At 67.1% G+C, this 18,028-nt stretch carries 18 protein-coding genes; 11 read left to right on the forward strand and 7 right to left on the reverse strand.

Going from position 1 to position 18,028, the window contains the following annotated elements:
• Nucleotides 1–7: 7 nt before the first annotated feature.
• From IPK69_05730 to IPK69_05760, 7 genes are all read left to right on the forward strand, one after another.
• Nucleotides 8–1,669: a UDP-N-acetylmuramate--L-alanine ligase gene (locus tag IPK69_05730; GenBank protein ID QQS10118.1), complete on the forward strand. Its 1,662-nt coding sequence runs from the start codon at nt 8–10 to the stop codon at nt 1,667–1,669.
• A 56-nt stretch (nt 1,670–1,725) separates the two neighbouring features.
• Nucleotides 1,726–2,700 carry a UDP-N-acetylmuramate dehydrogenase gene (gene murB, locus IPK69_05735; protein ID QQS10119.1) on the forward strand — a complete coding sequence of 325 codons (975 nt, stop codon included), beginning with the start codon at nt 1,726–1,728 and terminating at the stop codon, nt 2,698–2,700.
• 110 nt (nt 2,701–2,810) lie between these two features.
• Complete coding sequence (locus IPK69_05740) at nt 2,811–3,758, forward strand: D-alanine--D-alanine ligase (GenBank protein QQS10120.1); 948 nt, start codon at nt 2,811–2,813, stop codon at nt 3,756–3,758.
• Complete coding sequence (locus IPK69_05745; protein ID QQS10121.1) at nt 3,755–4,702, forward strand: hypothetical protein; 948 nt, start codon at nt 3,755–3,757, stop codon at nt 4,700–4,702. Before IPK69_05740 ends, IPK69_05745 begins: the two co-directional genes overlap by 4 nt.
• A 6-nt stretch (nt 4,703–4,708) precedes the next feature.
• On the forward strand, nt 4,709–5,407 hold the full coding sequence (locus IPK69_05750) for a hypothetical protein (GenBank protein QQS10122.1): 699 nt from the start codon (nt 4,709–4,711) through the stop codon (nt 5,405–5,407).
• Nucleotides 5,408–5,518: 111 nt separating this feature from the next.
• The gene (locus tag IPK69_05755; protein QQS10123.1) at nt 5,519–5,989 is read left to right on the forward strand and encodes a transcription elongation factor GreA; all 471 of its coding nucleotides are present in this window, start codon (nt 5,519–5,521) and stop codon (nt 5,987–5,989) included.
• Nucleotides 5,990–6,069: 80 nt separating this feature from the next.
• Nucleotides 6,070–7,089: a hypothetical protein gene (locus tag IPK69_05760; protein ID QQS10124.1), complete on the forward strand. Its 1,020-nt coding sequence runs from the start codon at nt 6,070–6,072 to the stop codon at nt 7,087–7,089.
• Between the two features lie 113 nt (nt 7,090–7,202).
• Here IPK69_05760 and IPK69_05765 read toward each other — a convergent pair whose 3' ends face one another.
• Complete coding sequence (locus tag IPK69_05765; protein QQS10125.1) at nt 7,203–7,856, reverse strand: hypothetical protein; 654 nt, start codon at nt 7,854–7,856, stop codon at nt 7,203–7,205.
• Between the two features lie 2 nt (nt 7,857–7,858).
• Nucleotides 7,859–8,881: a hypothetical protein gene (locus IPK69_05770; GenBank protein QQS10126.1), complete on the reverse strand. Its 1,023-nt coding sequence runs from the start codon at nt 8,879–8,881 to the stop codon at nt 7,859–7,861.
• Between the two features lie 222 nt (nt 8,882–9,103).
• Here IPK69_05770 and IPK69_05775 point away from each other — a divergent pair, with 222 nt between their 5' ends.
• The 4 genes from IPK69_05775 (at nt 9,104) to IPK69_05790 (ending at nt 12,514) form a co-directional block, all read left to right on the forward strand.
• Nucleotides 9,104–9,988 (forward strand): NAD(P)H-hydrate epimerase, encoded by an 885-nt coding sequence (locus IPK69_05775; GenBank protein ID QQS10127.1) that lies wholly within the window; start codon nt 9,104–9,106, stop codon nt 9,986–9,988.
• 20 nt (nt 9,989–10,008) lie between these two features.
• Nucleotides 10,009–10,458, forward strand: coding sequence for a bifunctional nuclease family protein (locus IPK69_05780; GenBank protein ID QQS10128.1), 450 nt, complete (start codon nt 10,009–10,011; stop codon nt 10,456–10,458).
• Nucleotides 10,455–11,768 (forward strand): tRNA pseudouridine(13) synthase TruD, encoded by a 1,314-nt coding sequence (truD, locus tag IPK69_05785; protein QQS10129.1) that lies wholly within the window; start codon nt 10,455–10,457, stop codon nt 11,766–11,768. Before IPK69_05780 ends, truD begins: the two co-directional genes overlap by 4 nt.
• A 92-nt stretch (nt 11,769–11,860) precedes the next feature.
• Entirely contained in the window at nt 11,861–12,514 is a 654-nt protein-coding gene (locus tag IPK69_05790) for an HAD-IA family hydrolase (protein ID QQS10130.1), read from the forward strand.
• A 7-nt stretch (nt 12,515–12,521) separates the two neighbouring features.
• On the opposite strand, the gene IPK69_05795 is transcribed toward IPK69_05790, so the two are convergent.
• The 5 genes from IPK69_05795 to IPK69_05815 form a co-directional block, all read right to left on the reverse strand.
• A complete protein-coding gene (locus IPK69_05795) occupies nt 12,522–13,508 on the reverse strand; it encodes a hypothetical protein (GenBank protein ID QQS10131.1) in 987 nt (328 codons plus the stop codon).
• Nucleotides 13,505–14,890, reverse strand: a complete 1,386-nt coding sequence (locus tag IPK69_05800; GenBank protein QQS10132.1) for an alpha/beta hydrolase — start codon at nt 14,888–14,890, stop codon at nt 13,505–13,507. Before IPK69_05800 ends, IPK69_05795 begins: the two co-directional genes overlap by 4 nt.
• Complete coding sequence (gene galE, locus IPK69_05805) at nt 14,887–15,915, reverse strand: UDP-glucose 4-epimerase GalE (GenBank protein QQS10133.1); 1,029 nt, start codon at nt 15,913–15,915, stop codon at nt 14,887–14,889. The genes IPK69_05800 and galE overlap by 4 nt, the downstream gene beginning before the upstream one ends.
• A 111-nt stretch (nt 15,916–16,026) precedes the next feature.
• Nucleotides 16,027–17,178, reverse strand: coding sequence for a prolipoprotein diacylglyceryl transferase (lgt, locus tag IPK69_05810; protein ID QQS10134.1), 1,152 nt, complete (start codon nt 17,176–17,178; stop codon nt 16,027–16,029).
• Between the two features lie 30 nt (nt 17,179–17,208).
• Nucleotides 17,209–18,015 (reverse strand): TatD family hydrolase, encoded by an 807-nt coding sequence (locus IPK69_05815; GenBank protein QQS10135.1) that lies wholly within the window; start codon nt 18,013–18,015, stop codon nt 17,209–17,211.
• Nucleotides 18,016–18,028: the final 13 nt, after the last annotated feature.

The following is an 18,028-nucleotide window of genomic DNA, read 5'->3' on the forward strand; positions in this document are numbered from 1 at the left end:
TGTTCCCATGTCCACGCCCGCCCCCCGTCCCCCCCGTCCCGCCCGTCCCGCCCACCCCGCCTCCACCATCGAGACGAAACCCACGGCCACCCCTCGCCCCCACACGCGAGGAAGCGACCGCCACTTCGAGCCACGCGGCAGAAACGCCTATCTCCTCGGCATCGGCGGCTGCGGGATGTCGGGACTCGCCCGCATGCTCAAGGCCTGCGGGGCGATCGTCCAAGGCTCCGACTCCACGCCCAGCGAGACGACCGACGCCCTCCTCGCCGTCGGCTTCGCCGTGACCTTCGATCAATCCCGCCAGTGGCTCCCGGGCGACTCGGATCTCGTCATCCACTCCGCCGCCATCAAGCCCGACCATCCGCAACTCCTCGAGGCCCTGCGTCTGGGCCTCGAGACCATGACCTATGCCGAGGCCCTCGGGCGCTGCATGGCCGCCCAGACCGCGATCTGCGTCGCAGGGACGCACGGCAAGTCCACGACCACCGCGATGCTCGGGATCGCCCTCACCGACGCCGGCCTGGACCCCACCGTCATCGTCGGCGCGACCTCGTGCCAACTCGCCCGCGGCGCCCTCGCGGAACCACGCGAGGGTCACGACGGGAATGAGATGGGCACGCCCACCGGCTTCCGACTCGGCGCTACCGCGATTCCCCGCGGCCTCCTCGCCCGCAAGCCGGGCCTTCTCCTCGCCGAGTCGTGCGAGTTCAACCGCTCCTTCCACAACCACCGCCCCACGCTCGCCTCCATCAGTTCCGTCGAGGCCGACCATCTCGATATCTATGGCACACTCGACGCCGTCGTCGAGGCCTTCCACCAGTTCGCCCGCCTCATCCCTGCCGCCGAAGAGGGCGGACGACTCCTGATCGCCCACGAGGGCGCCCACCGCCGCGAGGTGACGGCCGGGCTCTCGTGCCAGGTCTCGACGATCGGCTTCTCGCCCGCCGCAGACTATGTCGTCCGCGTCGACACCGATCGCCGCACCGCGACGATAACCCACGATCATCGCGAACTCGCAACGTGGACGCTCGCGCTCCCCGGCGTGCACAACGCCATGAACGCCGCCACCGCTCTGGTCCTGGCGACCTGGGCCGGGGCCGAGCCGGGCGTCGTTGCGAGATCCCTCTCACGCTTCAAGGGCATCGACCGGCGCACGCAGTTCCTCGGCGAGCGCCCGCTCCACGCCGGGGGGGAGAGGGGGCAGGGCGTTGTCCGCGTCTATGACGACTATGGGCACCACCCCACCGAGATCGACTGCACGCTCCGCGCCCTCCGCGAGTTCGAACACCCCGAGCAGCGTGGCGGCAGGCTCATCTGTGTCTTCCAGCCCCATCAGCACAGCCGGACGAGGCACCTCCTCGACGAGTTCGCCCAGTCGTTCTCGCAGGCCGACATCGTGATCGTGCCGCAGATCTACTTTGTCCGCGACTCCGAGGAGGAGAAGGCGAGGATCACCTCGAACGATCTCGTCGATCGCCTCCGCGCCCGTGGCGTGAGAGCCATGCACCTCCATCCCTTCGAGGCGATCCTTGAGCAACTCGACAATCTCTGCCGAGATGGCGACCTCCTCGTCGTCATGGGCGCGGGCCCGGTCTACAAGATCGCCCACGCCTACATGAAGGCCGGGAAGCCCACCAGTGCCCGCGTTGCGACAACACCCACGGCCTAGAACACACCGCGCACCCAGCCATTGCCCATTGCCTATTCCCCATTGCTTTCCACCCCATGCTTTCCTCCGCCCCCGACATCACCCGCGATCACGCGATCGAGACCTGGTTCGGGATCGGGGGCCGGGCCGATCGCTTCGCATCGCCTCAGTCTGTCGATCAACTCCGCGCCTGCATCGAGGTCGATCCCAACCTCCGCGTCCTTGGCGAGGGCGCGAATCTCCTCGTCGATGACGCCGGCGTCTCCGATCTCGTCGTCTCGCTGAACGCCGGCGAGTTCAAGGCCACCGAGTTCGACGAGCGTGAACGCACGCTGCGCGTCGGCGCGGGGGTGGATCTCCGCACGCTGATTCCCAAGGTCGTCAAACTCGGCTGGGCCGGGCTCGAAGGCCTCGGCGGCATCCCCGCGAGCATCGGCGGCGCCATCGTCATGAACGCCGGCGGCACGTACGGGCAGATCTCCGACCGCCTCACCCGCGTCCACGCCCTCGATCGCGAGGCGCGCACCATCACTCTCGAACGAGGCGAGATCGACTTCTCGTATCGCCACAGCGGGCTCAACCACCTCCTCATCACCAGCGCCGAGTTCCGCTTCGGCGAGGGCGATGCGATCGAACTCCGCGAGACGCACCGGCGCATCATGGAGGCCAAGGGCGCCTCGCAACCCCTCGCCGCCCACTCCGCCGGCTGCTGCTTCAAGAACCCCATCACGCCCCACGACCTCGCGCCGCTCCCACCCGCACTACCCGATGGTGCAAAGAGGGGCTCGCGCGTTCCCGCTGGGCTGCTCATCGATCACGCCGGGTGCAAGGGACTCTCGCGGGGCCTCTGCGAGGTCAGCCACCAGCACGCCAACTTCATCGTGACGCCCAAACCGGATTCGAGAAAGAAGGCCGCCGCCCGCGACGTCGCCCGCCTCATGCTCGAGGTCCGCGCCAAAGTCCACGACCGCTTCGGCATCACCCTCGAGCCCGAGGTTGTCATCTGGACCCGCCACGACGTCGGCCTCGACGCCATCGCCAACGACCTCTGACACTCTCTACCCAATCTCGTGGGGCAGGCGACCCGCCTGCCCCTACTTTCTTCTACATACTCCTCACCCGAACACCCATTCGCATGCAAGCCTCCTCGACTTCTACTCCTATGTCCACATCTTCCATCCATGTCGCCATTCTCGCCGGCGGCCCCGACGCCGAGCGTGAGGTCAGCCTCATCGGTGGCAAAGCCGTCGCCGCGGCACTCGCCGATCGCGCCGACCTCAAGCCCACGTTCCATGTCATCGATCGCCTCACCCGGGACGAACTCCGCGCTATCCACGGTGACGTGATCTTCCCCCTCCTCCACGGCCCATGGGGCGAAGGTGGCCCGCTCCAGGACCTCCTCGAAACCGATGGCCGGCCGTACGTCGGTTGCCGCCCCACCGCCGCCCGCCTCGCGATGGACAAGATCGCGACCAAACTCGCCGCGTTGCGACTGAACATTCCCACGGCTCCCGCCGCCATCCTCTCGACCCGCGACGAGCGCTGCCCCCTGCCCTTCCCCGTCGTCGTCAAGCCCGTCCACGAGGGCTCGAGCGTCGGCGTGCGGTTCTGCAAGGATCACGCCGAGTTTGCCCAAGCGCGGGCCAGCGTGCTCGAGGATCTCAAGGCCCATCCCACACGCGTCTTCATGATCGAGGCCGCGATCCTGAACGCCCGCGAACTGACCGTCGGGATCCTCGACGGTGTCGCGCTCCCCATTGTCGAGATCAAGCCCGCCGTCGCGTTCTATGACTATGAGGCCAAGTACACCCGCGACGACACCAAGTACCTCGTTCGCCCCGAACTCCCCGCGGGACTGGCCGACCTCCTGAAGAGCAACGCCGTCCGACTCGCCCGTGAGTTGGACGTACGCCATCTCTGCCGCGTGGACTACATTCTCGGACGTGACGGAGCGCCAAATCTGCTCGAGGTCAACACGATGCCCGGCTTCACGAGCCATTCCCTGCTCCCCATGGCCGCCGCGGACGCTGTCGAGGGGCCTGGCCTCATATTTGCGGAACTCGCCAGCCGATTGATCATGCTCGCCCTTCGTGACACCCCAAAGCCATGACCACCACGCCGACCAAGCCTGATGCCGCCCCGTTTGATTGGGCGGTCTTTGTGCGTCTGTCGGCGTCGATGGTCGCTGTCGTCCTCTTTCTGGGCCTGGTCGCTGTGTTGGTGCTCGGCTCCAATCGCTTGCACGCCCGGGCTGTGGCGTTGGTCTCGCGAACGCCGCTGACTGTCGAGTTTGTCTGGCCGGCGGCATCAACGTCCGATAAATCCAAGACGTGGATGCCTGCGGACACCCAGCGCCAGATGATGGCCAAAGCCGCCGAGATCGCCCACGCCAAACCCGATCCGCTCTCGCCCGTCTCGCTCGACGCCATCCGCTCGTGGCTGGAGATCGAGGGGTGGTTCGAGGGCTCACCGACCGTTGAGCGCTCCGCCGGGAACGCGTTGCGAATCACCGGGACCTGGCGCACGCCGATGGCCCTGGTCAAACAAGGCGAGCGCGAGTGCTGGCTCAGCGCCACGGGGCACCTGATGCCGGCGCTCTATCCCCCCGGTGGCCCGCACCCGCGCACGCTCGAGAACCCGTCGTCACCGCCTCCGATTGATTTCGCGACGCCCTGGACCGGGAACGACATCGATGCCGGGATCGACCTGCTCGCGCTCCTCTCGCGCCAGCCCTGGTTCACCCAGGTCGCCGGCGTCGATCTCGCCGACTTCGCCTCGCAGGGCACGCTCACCATCGTGACCACGTTCGACACGCGGATCGTCTGGGGCGGGCCCGTGGACGCCCCCAAGTTCGGCGACGCGCCCACCCGCGACAAACTCCGCAACCTCGCCTCGCTCTTCCAGGATCTGGGTCGGATCGACGGCGGCTACCCGCTCGTCTACGCCAACTCCAACTACATCCTCTATGACCGCTCGGCGAGCGCGGAACTCGCCCGCACGCAGACGCCCGGGCCCGTGAACAACGCCCAGCCGCGCTCGACGCGCGCGCAATAGTTCATCATGTCGTCACGCCCCCCCGATCGCTTCGCCCACCGCCGCGGCGAGCCGCGGACGTTCGCCGCGCTCTGGATCGTGTATCTCCTACTGATCACGATGACCACGATCGGCGCGGTCGGGCTTCTCGGGTGGATGAGCCCGGAGGTCTACCGAGCGAGCGCGCGGCTGATGATCTCGGCTACGGGCGTGGCTATCGGGATCGTCTGGCCCCTGGTCAGGCTCAGCCAGGAGTGGCCGACGCGCGTCGCGCGCGCGTGCCTGGCGGACGTCTTCATCGTGATCGTCTCGACGCAGGCGGTGATCTGGCCCCAGACGGCACCGTGGCTGGCGGCATGGCCAACGGAGGTTGGCGCGGTGCTCGCGGCGTCGCTGGCGGCATGGGCGTTCCTGATCGGCGGCGTGCTGTGGGGCGCGATGCGCTCGAACGCGCGCGCGTCGCGTGCCTTGTGGATGGTGCTCATCCTCGCGATGGTTCTCGGCATGTCCGGCGTTGCGGCGGCGCTGGGCGAGCAATCATGGCTGATGTACTCGCCGATCACCGGGATCTTCGACGCGGGGAGCGAGCGGCCGCTCTCGGGGCAGACGGCGTGGGTCGGGCCCGAGCATTGGCAGAGCGTGGTGTGGGTCCTGGCGCTGGGGGTGATCGTTTGGATCGTGGGAGGGTGGGTCGGTGGCGAGCGTGACGCGGCGCGCCTAGATTGACCGCTGGAACCGAGTGTTTCAGGCGCCTTCGCGGCGGTCGCTCGTGCGGCCCTTCCCGCGGAGGCTTGGTTTTTGCCCAGTGGGTATCCACACGAGTGAGGACGGGTCGCGATGGAGTTATTGACGCAGGCCGAGAAAGAGCAGTTGGAAGGGCGTCTCGCGGCGTTGATCGAGAATCGCCCGGTGCTCTCGCAGCGCATCGCCGAGGCTCGGGCCATGGGCGACCTGAAGGAGAACGCCGACTATCACGCCGCCCGCGATCAGCAGGGCCTGGAAGAGTCGGAGATCCGGCGCCTGCAGGACCGTCTAGCTCAGGTGCGCGTGGTGAGCGAGGAGCACTCGAAGGCCGCGGCCGGGGTTGTCTTCATCGGGACCACGGTGCGCATGAAGGATTTGGGAGACGACGACGAGGATTGGTACAAACTCGTGGGCGAGTCGGCCCCGATGCCGCCGGCGGACTACGTCGAGGTGACGGCGACCAGCCCGATGGGCGAGGCGATGATGAAGGCGCGCGTGGGGGACGTGATCCGCGTGAACGCGCCGCGGGGCGTGAAGAAGTTTGAGATTCTGGAAATCAAATAGGCATCTGGGATCGGGCATCAGGCATCAGGTCGCGGGGTCATCGAATGAGATGAGCGGGGGGCGGGTTGGAGGTGTGACGGGTGGCGAGTGGCGTGGGCGAGCGCGGGTTTCCTGACTTTGCGCCGCGGGCGGCGCCGAAGCCGCGCGTCTGCGTGGTGGGAGCCGCTTGCTCCGAGTGGGTCCTTCGCGGCTCGCACCTGCCGATCGCGAACGAGACGATGGTCGGGAGTGCCGGCGCATCGGCTCCGGGGGGGCGAGGCGTCAAGCAGGCGCTCGCAGCCGCCCGGCTCGGGGCGCAGGTTGCGCTGGTTTCTGCAGTCGGTGATGATGCCGCGGGCAAGGCGATCCTCGCGACGCTCGAGCAGGCCGGTGTTGATACCACGCACGTGCGTGTGATCCCCGGGACGCCCACGGGTCGCTGCGTCGTCGGGACGGTGGACCAGGCGGGCGCGCAGTTTGGCGATCACGTCCGAATGGTCTGGGCGGGCGCGAGCGGGACGCTGACCGCGGAGGATGCCCGCCATGCAGCAGCGACGATCGACTCGGCCGAGGTCGTGCTCATCCAACTGGAGATTCCGGCCGCGGTGGCGAGCGTTGCGGCGGCGTTGGCCCGCGCGTCGGGGCGTGGCGTGGTTGTTCATGCTTCGCCCGCGCGCGACGTTCCAGCCTCGCTCCTGAAGCAGACCGACGTGCTCCTGGTCAACCGCACCGAGGCGACGCAACTGCTCCGCATGGAGGGCGTCGCGGACGCGGCACGTCTGGCGATGCGCCTGCCGGAACTTGGACCGACGACCGCGATCCTCACGATGGGGCCCAACGGCTCGGTGATGTCGCATCGCGGGAGGCCCAAGCGAATCCCGGCGCTCGACACAGGCTCATGGGATGGATCGGCGGCGGAGGACGCGTTCGCTGGTGCGATCGCGGGTGGCTGGGCCCAGGTGCATGCGGCACGCGGGCAGCAGGCCGAGGAATGGCGGCTTGTGGAATCAGCGACGGCGGCGGCAAGCGTGGCGGCGAGCCTGACACGGACGGCACCAGGCAAGACCCCGAAGTTCCCGCAGGCTGATGAGGTTGTGCCGAGGCTCTCGGGCGTGCGGTGAGTTTCGCGATTCATTCTCTTGGAGATATGTTGAAGCGGTAGAGGCAGGCGGGCCGCCTGCCCCACGAGCATGTGAAGGGCTGTGTCGTTCGACGAGTTGATCGCCTGATGTTGTTACGGATTCTGCGTGGCGAGGGCGATGAGTGAGGAGATTCGAGCGGCGCGGTAGGTGTCGTTCGACCAGAGATTCTCGCGTGCGGATGTCTCGGCCTCGGGGGCGTGATCGACGAGTCGGGTTGTTGGCACGGGCGATCGCGCGAGTGCGAGGCGGCGATTGGCCGAGGGCGCAAGCGGAAGTTCGGGCGAGGGCGTGAACGGATCCGGGGCAACGGTCGGGACGTTCACGGCATCCACCCGAGACGGCGTGGGAGAGGCGATGTGGAAGATCGCGCCGGGCGGGAGCGTGGCAACCGTGGAGTCTCCCACGCGTTCATAGGTCGAGCGGGGGAAGGTGATGATGAGGCCGCCGCTGACGCGGGCGAAGAGTCCGTCGCCGGGCGTGCCGAGGGTCTCGAGAGGCTGGATGCCGATGGCGGGCGTGGGCGTGACGCGATAGACGCGCTCGAAGTCGATGGGCTGACGCAGATCGACCGGCTCGAAACCACGACGTTGAAAGAGTGGCGAGGCGTCGGTGGTGTTCTGCTCCACGGGCACAAGTTGGAAGGGGCGCGAGACGCCGGGCTGGGCGAGCGCGGAAGTCGCGATCACGATCGCCGATGCGCCAACCAGCACGCCTATGTTGGTGTCGGGCACGACGACGCGGGTCATGCTCAGTCGCCCCTCGTGAGGATGAAGAGGAAATCGACGGAGATGCCGGCTCGCGGATCGCCTGTGGGAATCTCGTCGAGTTCCTTGCCCTGGGCGCGCCAGCGATAGACCGCGTCGAGGATCGACTCGTTCCAGGCGTGGATGCCGACGTCGCGCCCCGGGACGAAGTCGGCCTCGCGGACCTTGCCATCGGGCCCGAAGCGGACTCGCACGAGCGGGTTGCGAATCGGCATGGTGGCGCGCATCAGCGTGGTGACGCGCGGCTGGACGGTGATGATGCGGAGGCCCTTGGCGCTGAGGGGCCTGCCATCGGGCCGCACGGGGATCGGCTGGTCGGTCGAGGGCGTGGACGAGGACTCCGAGGGCTGGCCCGGGAGTTGGTTGGGTGTCATCTCCGGACGCGGCTTGTTCTTTGACTGTGGTGGCGAGGGTTGGCCGACCTGGAGCGACGGCTTGGTGGGTGTTGTCGCGGACGGTGCGTCGGGCTGTGGACCATCAACGAGTGGTGCTCGTGTGGGTGAGTTGGTCTCGCTGGGCTTGATGGAGGTCAGGAACTTCAGGAGCGCGAATCCGTCGGGTAGAGCCTGGGTTGCTGGCTGTGAAGAGAGCGCAGTTGGCGTACCAACTTTGGGTGATGGCGGAGTGGATTCAGTAGTGGGGTCGGTCATCGGCTCATTGAGTGCCGGGCTTGGCGGATTCGCGGGTGAGTACTCGAGCGTGACGCCTGGGGCGGGCGAGAGCGCACCCTGCGTCACGGTGGAGAGTTCGCCCGTGGGGGTGTCGTTGCCCTGGTCGTGTCCGAGCCAGGTCTTGCTGGGCGAATCGGGCGCGTCGGGGCTGCCCAAGAGGGTCTTTGGGGGCGTCGGGTCTGGCTCCTGGAGCATCACGATGGGCTGCACGTCGGCGAGCGATGTGGACGTGGTGGACGCGCTCCACGGCTGCACGCGCGCGGTCACCAGCACAACCGCGAGATGGGCGGCAAGGCTGAGCACGAGACACGCGATGAATCGCTGCGAGGATGACACGGCTGAATCCCTGTGAATCGTAGCGGATTGGGCCTCGGTTGGTTCGCGAGGCATGTTCGGACGCGGAAGCGGGTTTCTCGCGCGTGCAGGGCCGCATGTAGGCTTCTACGCACTTCCTAGGATGCTCTTCGGCTTGGTGGGAGTCGGTGTTTGATCAGAGTTGGGCATTTCTCTGACCCGAACTCGACATCGCATCGAGCTCAGACGACAGGGAGACTCGGGATGGATCCACGAGATCGGGCGGCACGAGGGAGTGTGCGGGCGAGGAGCCGGGCGGGAATCGTTCGCGCGGATGATCCGCCCGCGGACCTGTTTCTGCTGACGCGCGCGCAGGCACGGGCTATCGACGAGCGCGCGGTGTCGGAGTTCGGCATGCCGACGATCGTGCTCATGGAGAACGCGTCGCGGCACGTGGCGGACGTGGTGCTGGAGATGGTCGAGCAGGTCGCCGAGCCGAGGGTGGTGGTGGTGTGCGGGACGGGGAACAACGGCGGGGACGGCTTTGCGGCGGCGCGGCACCTGTCGAACGCCGGGGCGACGGTTGTGTGCGTCCTGGTGGGCAAGGTGACGCGGGTTGTTGGAGATGCGCGCACGAATCTTGCGATTGCGCGCGCGATGGGGATCGAGATTCTCGAGGGAAGCGGGGACGTGGTCGCGCGCGCGTGCGCGGGGCATCGGCCCCATGTCGTCGTCGATGCGATCTTCGGGACGGGACTGGATCGAGAGGTGGTCGGCGAAGCGGCGGCGGCGATTGCGGCGATCAATGCGTGGAAACGTGGTGTCGGTGAGCGGGGGTTCGTCGTGGCGGTTGATGTGCCCAGCGGGATGGACGCTGACACGGGACGGGAACTGGGCGAATGCATCGTGGCGGATGTGACGGTGACGTTTGCGGGGCTCAAAGCGGGATTTGTGTCGCTCGAGGCGCAGCGGTGTGTGGGCGAAGTGGTCGTGGCGGATATCGGCGTGCCGGCGGGCTTGGTCGCGGCACTGGGGACTCGCGTCGAGACGCGTGGCGTGATTGAGGATGTAGAGTCCGACGAGAACGAGACGCGGGCTTTGCGTCGGCGTGGCGAGATGGGACACGACGAAGACGGGCGTGGGGCCTAGGAGCGGGCTTACCATTCTTCATGCCCGTACGTATGGAGTTATCCAGGATCCTGATTCGCGAGATGACCGATCTCCAGGTGATCGAGTTGCGCGAGGTTGGTGAGGCCGGGGAGAACGGCTCGAGCGACGGGAAGGGCGAGGCCGGGCTTCGCACATTTCCGATCGTGATCGGTCTTCCCGAGGCGCAGGCGATCGAGCGGCGTCTGAAGGGGATCAGCGTGAAGCGGCCGCAGACGCACGATCTCCTCGCGAGCGTGATCACGACGATGGGCGGGACACTGGAGTCGATCTCGATCACGGATCTGTCGGACCAGACGTTCTTCGCGACGCTGGATGTGAAGAACTCTGAGGGTGAGATGGTGCACATTGATTCGAGGCCGAGCGATGCGATCGCGTTGGGGATTGCGGGGGGCGTGCCGATCTATGTCGCCGAGCACGTGCTGGACGAGGCGCTGACGGAGGAGCCGTGAGCGAGCATCGGCGGGTGTATCTGACCGGGACCATCGAGGGCACGGGCGGGCGGATCAAGCAGCGCCCGGAGGACTTTCTCGTTGAGGAGATCCCGGCGTATGAGGCGTGCGGGAGCGGCGAGCATGTCTACTTGTTTGTGCAGAAGCGTGGCGTCACGACGCTCGATGCTGTGCGGATTCTGGCGGAGCACTTTGGTGTTTCGCGCGGGGCGGTGGGGTACGCGGGGCTTAAGGATGCGCGGGCTGTCACTCGGCAGGTGATGAGCGTGCATCTGCCTGGATTTCATGGGGATGTGAGTGAGCGCTTCGGGATGATTCGTGACGAGCGTGTGGGCGTCTTGTGGGTTGATCGGCACACGAACAAGATTCGGCCCGGGCACCTTCGGGGCAATCGGTTCTCGATCCGCATCCGGGAGGTCGAGGTGCGATCGGTGCTTTCGGCGAAACGGGTGCTGGACATCTTGGAACGTGTGGGCGTGCCGAATCGATTCGGGACGCAGCGATTCGGCGTGCGCGGGAACAACCACGTGCTGGGGCGATTGCTGCTCAAGGGTGATGGCGAGGGGTTCGTGCGCGAGATGATGGGTGTGGGCGCGGGTGGGGAAGCGACCCGGGGCGGTCCCGGGTTTTCGGCGGCCTGCGAGCGGTTTGGAAAGGGTGATATGGAGGGTGCGCTCGCGGCCATGCCCGAGTGGGCTCGGGCGGAACGGCGGGTGCTGCGCGAGATGGCTCGCGGAAAGGATGGCACACGGGCGCTGCGGGCGATCGATCGCGACACGCGGGCGATGTATCTGTCGGCGGTGCAGGGAGCGGTGTTCAATCGCGTGCTGGAGACGCGGCTTCGTGAGGGGACATTGGCGACGATGGTGGCGGGCGACCTGGCGTTCAAGCACGACAGCGGCGCGGTCTTTGGCGTCGATGAGTCGCTCGCGGCGGACGCGGCGACGAAGGAGCGAGTGGCGCGGATGGAGATCAGCCCGAGTGGGCCGATGTGGGGTCCGAGGATGATGCGTGCGGGAGATCGGGTGGACGCGATGGAGATTCGGGCGCTCGAGGCCGAGGGATTGACGCTGGATGATCTTGGTGGCGAGCGCTCGGGGATCGCGGAGTTGATGCCCGGGGTGCGTCGGCCTTTGCGTGTGGCGGTGGTGATGCCCGAGGTAGAGGGCGGCGTGGACGAGCACGGGGCGTATGTGCGTGTGGCGTTTGAGTTGGCACGCGGGGCGTACGCGACGGAGGTGCTGGAGGAGATCATGAAGGTGGAGGTTGGTGAGGGGAGTTGGGATACAGGTGAGGTGGAGGGGGAGTAGGACACCGCTCTGGGGAGCGGTGCCACCTAAGGCATAGGACACCACTCTGGAGAGTGGTACCACCCAAGACGCGGCGGCACCTGGAGGTCTTCATGTCGATCGAGATGGTGTGCTTTGACTGGGGTGGTGTGCTGCTTCGGCATTGGCGGAGTTGGGAGGAGGGGTGCCGGGCTGCGGGGCTTGGGACGCGCGGGGCTTCGGCGACGGCCGAGTGGAGCGCGCGGCGGAAACCCTTGGCGCACGCGTACCAGACTGGTCGGGTGTCGTGCGACGAGTTCTTTTCGAAACTGCACGAGGCAGTCGAGGGGTTGTACTCGATCGAGGAACTCCAACGGATCCACGACGCGTGGCTGATCGATGAGTATGAGGGTGTTGGCGAGGTGGTCGGACGGGTGGCGCGCGAGGGCCGCGTGGCGACGGGGATGCTCTCGAACACGAACGCGTCGCACTGGCGGCGGCAGTTTCCGGAGAAGGGAAAGCCAGCGGATTTTCCGACGCCCGCGCTCCTGACGCATCGGCACGCGAGCCATCTTCTGGGGCATGCCAAGCCCGGGGTGGAGATCTATGAGGCCTTCGAGCGGGCGACGGGATTTCGGGGCCCGTCGATCCTGTTCTTTGATGATCTTCAGGAGAACATCGAGGCGGCGGCGAGGCTGGGATGGCGCGGCGTGCTCGTCGATCACGAACGCGAGACCGCGCCGCAGATCGAGCGGGCGCTTCGGGAGCACGGCGTGCTGAACGATTGACTGCGAATCAGCGGAGGCGCGCGGGGCGGGGCACAGGTGTGCCGAGTGGTTTGACCACCATGGCGATGACCTCGCCCGAGTCGCCCGGCAAGGCGGGGGCGAGGGCGACGGACTCGGGCGACGGATCGATGACGCCGGGCGACGGTCCCGAGCGGGCGCCGACGAGGTGTCGCATGGCCGCGAGGCTGGAACGGACGACCGCGTCGAAGGGCAGGGCCTCGAAGGTGAGGACGACGGTGCACTCGACGGGACGCACGTCGTCTTCGCGCGAGTCGTCGAGAAACTCTGGACGAAGGTCGGCGAAGGAGCGGGCGTAGGCCTCGGCGGCGGAGGAAAGTGAGGTGTTGCTCTCGCGCGAGGTCTCGGCAAGGCTTGCGAGTTCATGGCGCAGCGGCTCTAGGGCGTCTTCGAGAACCTCGCGTGCGAGCATCAGACGCTCCGCGGACGCCTGGATGAGTACGGGAATGGCGATGGAGGCGAGAGGTCTCGCGAGTTTCTGCTCGGCGTGCTGGACGTAGGACGTGGGCGTCGATCGGGCGACGAGCAGTTGGTGGCGGATGGCGAAGCGGTCGAGGCCCGCGGCGATGGGGACGTTGATCGCGGGGTCCGGGCCACTCTTCAGGATGTCGGCGCCGAGGGCGGCGAGATACGCGGCCTCGTGCTCGAAGAGTTCGGGGCGGAGGATCGAGTGGAGGGGCGAGCACTCGGGATCGTCGGCGAGGCGACGCGTGATCTCACGCACGTCGGTGAGTGGAGAGTCCGCGTCGAGATCGCCCGAGATGACCCCTGCCTTCCAGAGCGGTGCGGCCCAGGCCCAGGTCCGCATCATCTCGAGGTATGAGTGGCTCGCGCCGGCGGAGGTCTGGGCCTGGAGGGCGTCTCGCGCGCCCGCGGGCACCGGGAGGAGCGTGACGACCTCGTCGGCGAGGAGGAGGGAGGCCATCGCGGGCGGCTCGCGGGTCGTGACGTGATAGGGGCTGACGACGGCGATCACGGGTGGCTCGATTCCTTTGGCTCGGCGGGGAGTTCCTTGAGTTTCGCGTTCGACTCGATCCAGGTGACGATCGCGTCGAGGTCTTTGGGGAGGTGCTGGAAGAAGAGCGACTCGTGTCCGCCGTCGCGAAGCCATCGCTCGGGTTTGCCCAGGCGATCCCAGAGCACATCGCCGAGTTCGGTGGGGACGGCGAGATCAGCCTTCGCCTGGTACATCAGCATCGGCGTGCCCTTGAGGATCGTCGCGGTGTGGAAGGAGTCGAGGGGCGCGTGGGCGAGGTAGGCCTCGGCGAGATCGGAGCGGAGATCGGCGGTTGGTGGCGTGGCGCCCCAGTTGGTAACGATCGCGTCGATCATGGTGGCGTAGTTGCTGAGTTCGCTGATGAGCCAGTAGTGGCACCCGCCGCCGACGATGACGCCTGCGGCGTACTTGTCGGGCTCGAGGGCGAGGACGGTGGGCAGGGTCATGGCGCCGGCGCTGTAGCCGATGGCGACGCGCGGGACGCTCGCGAGTTCGGGGTGCGCCTTGAAGACATGCTCGAAGGCGGCCTGGGCGGCGTAGGCGCACTCGGCGGTGCGATCGCCGAAGACCTCTGCGATGTGTCCGGCGAGGGAGGGGATGCTCTCGCGATCGGGGACGATGAACTCGGCGTGCTGCGTGAATCGCGAGGGCTGGGCGATCATGCGGAGGACGGCGATGTCGCGCGCCATGAGGCGTTTGGCCATGAGTTCGAGCATGCCCTCGGGGGTGCCGAGCATGCCGGGCATGAGGAGCACGACAGCGCGGGGGTGCTCTGGCGTGTGGAGGACGAACCATGTGCGCGAGGCGGAAGCCGAGGGGACGTGTGGAACGGCGACGTGTCCCTCGTCATCGACAATGCGATGCTCGGTGGCGGAGATGAAGACGAATCCCATCGCGGGTTTGAGTTTGTTCCTTTGGAGCGGGCCTGGCTCGGTGAAGGTGGCGATGAGGGAGTTTGGGCCTTCCCACGAGAGGCGCTGCGTGCCGGAGATCGACTTCGCGGCGGCGAGCACGGGATCTTCCGGTGGCCTGACGTCGCGGCCCGCAGGGATTCGGCCCAGGCTCCACGTGCCGCCCTTGAGGTCGAGATCGACAATCACGCCACGCGGTGAGTCGGAGCCTATGGGCGATGGCAATCGATCGGGCCAGACGGGCGCGAGCGCGGGGAGCGAGGCGTCGATCTCGCGATACGGGCGAGTCGATTCGTCGGAGTTGGGTTGGGACTTTGAGCCGTCGGCGACGATCGATGGGTGTGGCGAGTCAGAGGTCGTGGGCTCGGGCTGGGCAGACGCAGACGCGAGGACATGAGTCGAGGCGAGGAGGGCGATGAGCGAGAGAGAGAACCGGGATTGGAGGCTCATGACGCGTATCCCTTGGGGTGCTTCTCGAACCAGCGGAAGGCGGTGGCGATGGTCTCGCGGAGTTCGGTGTGTTGGGCTTTCCAGCCGAGCACGCTCGTGATCTTGGTCGGATCGGCCCAGAGCTTTGGTGGATCGCCGGGGCGGCGCGGGTGCTCGATGACCTTGAAATCCTTCCCGGAGACCTCGCGAACGGCGTCGATGATCTCGCGCACCGAGGAGCCTTTGCCGATGCCGACGTTGAAGGCGTCGCTCGTCGTCGGCGTGAGGACGTTGAGCGCGCGGGCGTGGGCGTCGGCGAGATCGCTCACGTGGACGTAGTCGCGGATGCAGGTGCCATCGGGCGTGGGATAGTCGGTGCCGAAGATCGCGACGTGGGGCGTGCGGCCGAGGGCGGCATTGATGACGTTGGGGACGAGGTGCGTCTCGGGGGTGTGGTCCTCGCCGAGTCGCCCCTCGGGGTCGCAGCCACAGACGTTGAAGTAACGCAGGGCGACGAAGGCGAACTCGTGGCCGGCGCGTCGGCGGGCGGCGGCGAAGTCGGCGAGCAACTGCTCGCCCATGTGCTTGGTCCGCGCATAGGGACTCATGGGGGCGAAGGGGCAGGTCTCGGGGACGGGGATCATCGACTCGGGGGGTTGCCCATAGACCGAGCAACTCGACGAGAAGACGAAGCGTGCGACGCCGACGCTCTCGCACGCGGCGAGGAGCGAGGCCGTCCCGGAGACGTTGGCCTTGTAATAGTCGAGCGGGTGTTCGACGGACTCGCCGACGAGGGCGAGGGCGCCGAAGTGCATGACGGCGTCGATGCCCGAATCGCGCATGGCGCAGGAGATCGTGTCGGTCTGGTTGATGTCGGCTCGCACGAAGGAGACTCGCTCGGGCGCGAGCGAGCGGAGCACGTCGACCGCTTTGGTATGCCCCTGGTGGAGATTATCGATGATGAGAATGTGGTGCCCATCGCGCAGGAGGCGCGCGGTCGCGTGCGAACCTATGTAGCCGGCGCCACCTGTGACGAGCACGTTCATGGAGTGTGCGATTCCTTCGCCGGACCGCATGGCCGGCTCCGGTCCATCGTAGTGGCTGGGGGCGTGGTGCGATGGCCTTGTACGAGAGTCCAGGGCGAGTTTCGGGACGAGTTACGTCGGCGATTCCGCGCGAGACGACGCCCCTGCGGGCAGGGCGGGGTGCAACCAGCCGCCGAGTTTCAATGGCGTGACCCGTCCGACCTTAGCGAGTCGGACCGCGAGGGTCGCGAACGCGATGCCGACGACGATCATGGCGACGCTCAGCGCCTGACCGCGGCTCAGTCCCATGAGGCCCGCGACGCCGGGGTCTGGAAGGCGAACGAACTCGGTGGCGATGCGGAGGATCCCGTAGACGATGAGGAACGCCGCCGCGACCATGCCGGGTGAGCGTGGTTTGGCCCAGATGATCCACAGCGCGACGAGGAGCACGGGACCCTCCGCCATCGCCTGGACGAGTTGCGAGGGCGCCCGCGCGTTGATGTAGGGCGTCAAGTCGTGGATCAGGTCGAGCCGACCAGGAAATCCCCGATCCTGGATGGCCTCGATCATGCGTTTCGCGGCGTGCTCCATGTCGCCATTGGGTGTGCGGAACTTGGCGATGATGGTGTCGAGCGCGCCTTGCTGGGCCTGCGTGAGATTGGTTGCCTGGCCCGAGGTGATCTCCTGTGGATAACGGACGGCCCACCAAGGCGCGTCCTCGCCGGCTTTGGCGACGATGCGCCCCAGCAACTCGCCGTTGATGAAGTTGGCGAGGCGCCCGAGCATCAGGCCGAAGGGCGCGACGAAGGCCCATGCGTCCGCAAAGTGGAGATAGGGAGCGGCGGCACTTGCGTTGTATGCGGCTTCTGTGACGCCGGTTCCACTCTGGGCCATCACTGCTCGCTTCTCACGGCGCCAGATGATCCACGTCGCGATGAGCACACCGATCATCCCGCCGTGGCTTGCCATGCCGCCGTTGGTGATATCGAGGAGGCTCCACCACGGCGCGGACTTGGTGAACGTCCAGAGCAGGGGTCGGTCATAGAAGACCGAGTAACCCAGTCGTCCGCCGACGAGCACGCCGAGCATGAGCGTGAGCATGGCGTCGCCGAGGCGTTCGGGCGCGAGACGGACGACGCCGCGTTTCGTCAGGCGCAGCAGCACGAGCCACGCGATCACAAAGCCAAGCGCATAGGACAGGCCATACCAGCGGATGCCGAAGGATGGCGTGAACCGCACGAGGAACGGGTTGATGTCGTGGAAGTAGGCGGCGAGTGTGGGCATGGCGAAAGTGAGAGCGTGTTCTACGGTGGTTCAGGTGGTGGCGGGGACTTCGATCCCGAAGAAACGGCGTGTGTTCTCGTTGATGACGGCGTGGAACCTGCCCCACTCCTCGCCACGGAGTTTCGCGAGGAAGCGTGCCGTGAGCGACGACATCCACGGCTCGCAGGGGCGCGTGCCGCGGTGTGGCTCGGGAGAGAGGAAGGGCGCGTCGGTCTCGACCATGATCCGATCGAGGGGCACGAGGCGGGCCGCGTCCTGCACGTCCTTCGCGTTGCGATAGGTCACGACGCCGGTGAACGAGAGGCACGCGCCGAAGTCGAGGACCATCCTCGCCTCGTTGGGTGTGCCTGTGAAACAGTGGAAGACGAATCGCGAGGGGTCGAGGGTCGAGGACCGCAGTATCGGGATGAGATCCGCGAAGGCCTCGCGACAGTGGATGACGATCGGCTTGGCGACCCCCTCGCGCACGCACGACTCGATCGTCGCGAGTTGCTCGGCGATGACGGCGTGCTGTACGTCTCTCGGCGGCTTGTCGTAGTGGTTGTCCAGGCCGAGTTCGCCCCAGGCGACGCAGCGCGGGTCGGCGATGACCTCTCGGATCGCGGACCAATCATGCGGCATCTCATCGGAGTACAACGGATGCACGCCGGCGGTGCACCAGACGTTGTCGAATCGCTTCGCGACGCTCAGGGCGTTCTTCGCGTCGTGGTGGGTGGTGGAGATGGTGATGCAGCCGGTAACGCCGTGCTCCCTTGCGCGGGCGAGGACGCCCTCGACGCCGCCGGCGATCTCGGTGGAGAGATCGGGGAAGGTGAGATGGCAGTGGGTATCGATCACGGGGCAAGGGTAG

Source organism: Phycisphaerales bacterium (genome assembly GCA_016699835.1).
Classification (GTDB): Bacteria; Planctomycetota; Phycisphaerae; order Phycisphaerales; family UBA1924.

What these genes read in the sequence shown, in the direction of transcription:
- IPK69_05730 (QQS10118.1), top strand. Translation starts at nt 8, where the DNA reads ATGTCCACGCCCGCCCCCCGTCCCCCCCGTCCCGCCCGTCCCGCCCAC.
- murB (QQS10119.1), top strand. Translation starts at nt 1,726, where the DNA reads ATGCTTTCCTCCGCCCCCGACATCACCCGCGATCACGCGATCGAGACC.
- IPK69_05740 (QQS10120.1), top strand. Translation starts at nt 2,811, where the DNA reads ATGTCCACATCTTCCATCCATGTCGCCATTCTCGCCGGCGGCCCCGAC.
- IPK69_05745 (QQS10121.1), top strand. Translation starts at nt 3,755, where the DNA reads ATGACCACCACGCCGACCAAGCCTGATGCCGCCCCGTTTGATTGGGCG.
- IPK69_05750 (QQS10122.1), top strand. Translation starts at nt 4,709, where the DNA reads ATGTCGTCACGCCCCCCCGATCGCTTCGCCCACCGCCGCGGCGAGCCG.
- IPK69_05755 (QQS10123.1), top strand. Translation starts at nt 5,519, where the DNA reads ATGGAGTTATTGACGCAGGCCGAGAAAGAGCAGTTGGAAGGGCGTCTC.
- IPK69_05765 (QQS10125.1), bottom strand. Translation starts at nt 7,856, where the DNA reads ATGACCCGCGTCGTCGTGCCCGACACCAACATAGGCGTGCTGGTTGGC.
- IPK69_05775 (QQS10127.1), top strand. Translation starts at nt 9,104, where the DNA reads ATGGATCCACGAGATCGGGCGGCACGAGGGAGTGTGCGGGCGAGGAGC.
- IPK69_05780 (QQS10128.1), top strand. Translation starts at nt 10,009, where the DNA reads ATGCCCGTACGTATGGAGTTATCCAGGATCCTGATTCGCGAGATGACC.
- IPK69_05790 (QQS10130.1), top strand. Translation starts at nt 11,861, where the DNA reads ATGTCGATCGAGATGGTGTGCTTTGACTGGGGTGGTGTGCTGCTTCGG.
- IPK69_05800 (QQS10132.1), bottom strand. Translation starts at nt 14,890, where the DNA reads ATGAGCCTCCAATCCCGGTTCTCTCTCTCGCTCATCGCCCTCCTCGCC.
- galE (QQS10133.1), bottom strand. Translation starts at nt 15,915, where the DNA reads ATGAACGTGCTCGTCACAGGTGGCGCCGGCTACATAGGTTCGCACGCG.
- lgt (QQS10134.1), bottom strand. Translation starts at nt 17,178, where the DNA reads ATGCCCACACTCGCCGCCTACTTCCACGACATCAACCCGTTCCTCGTG.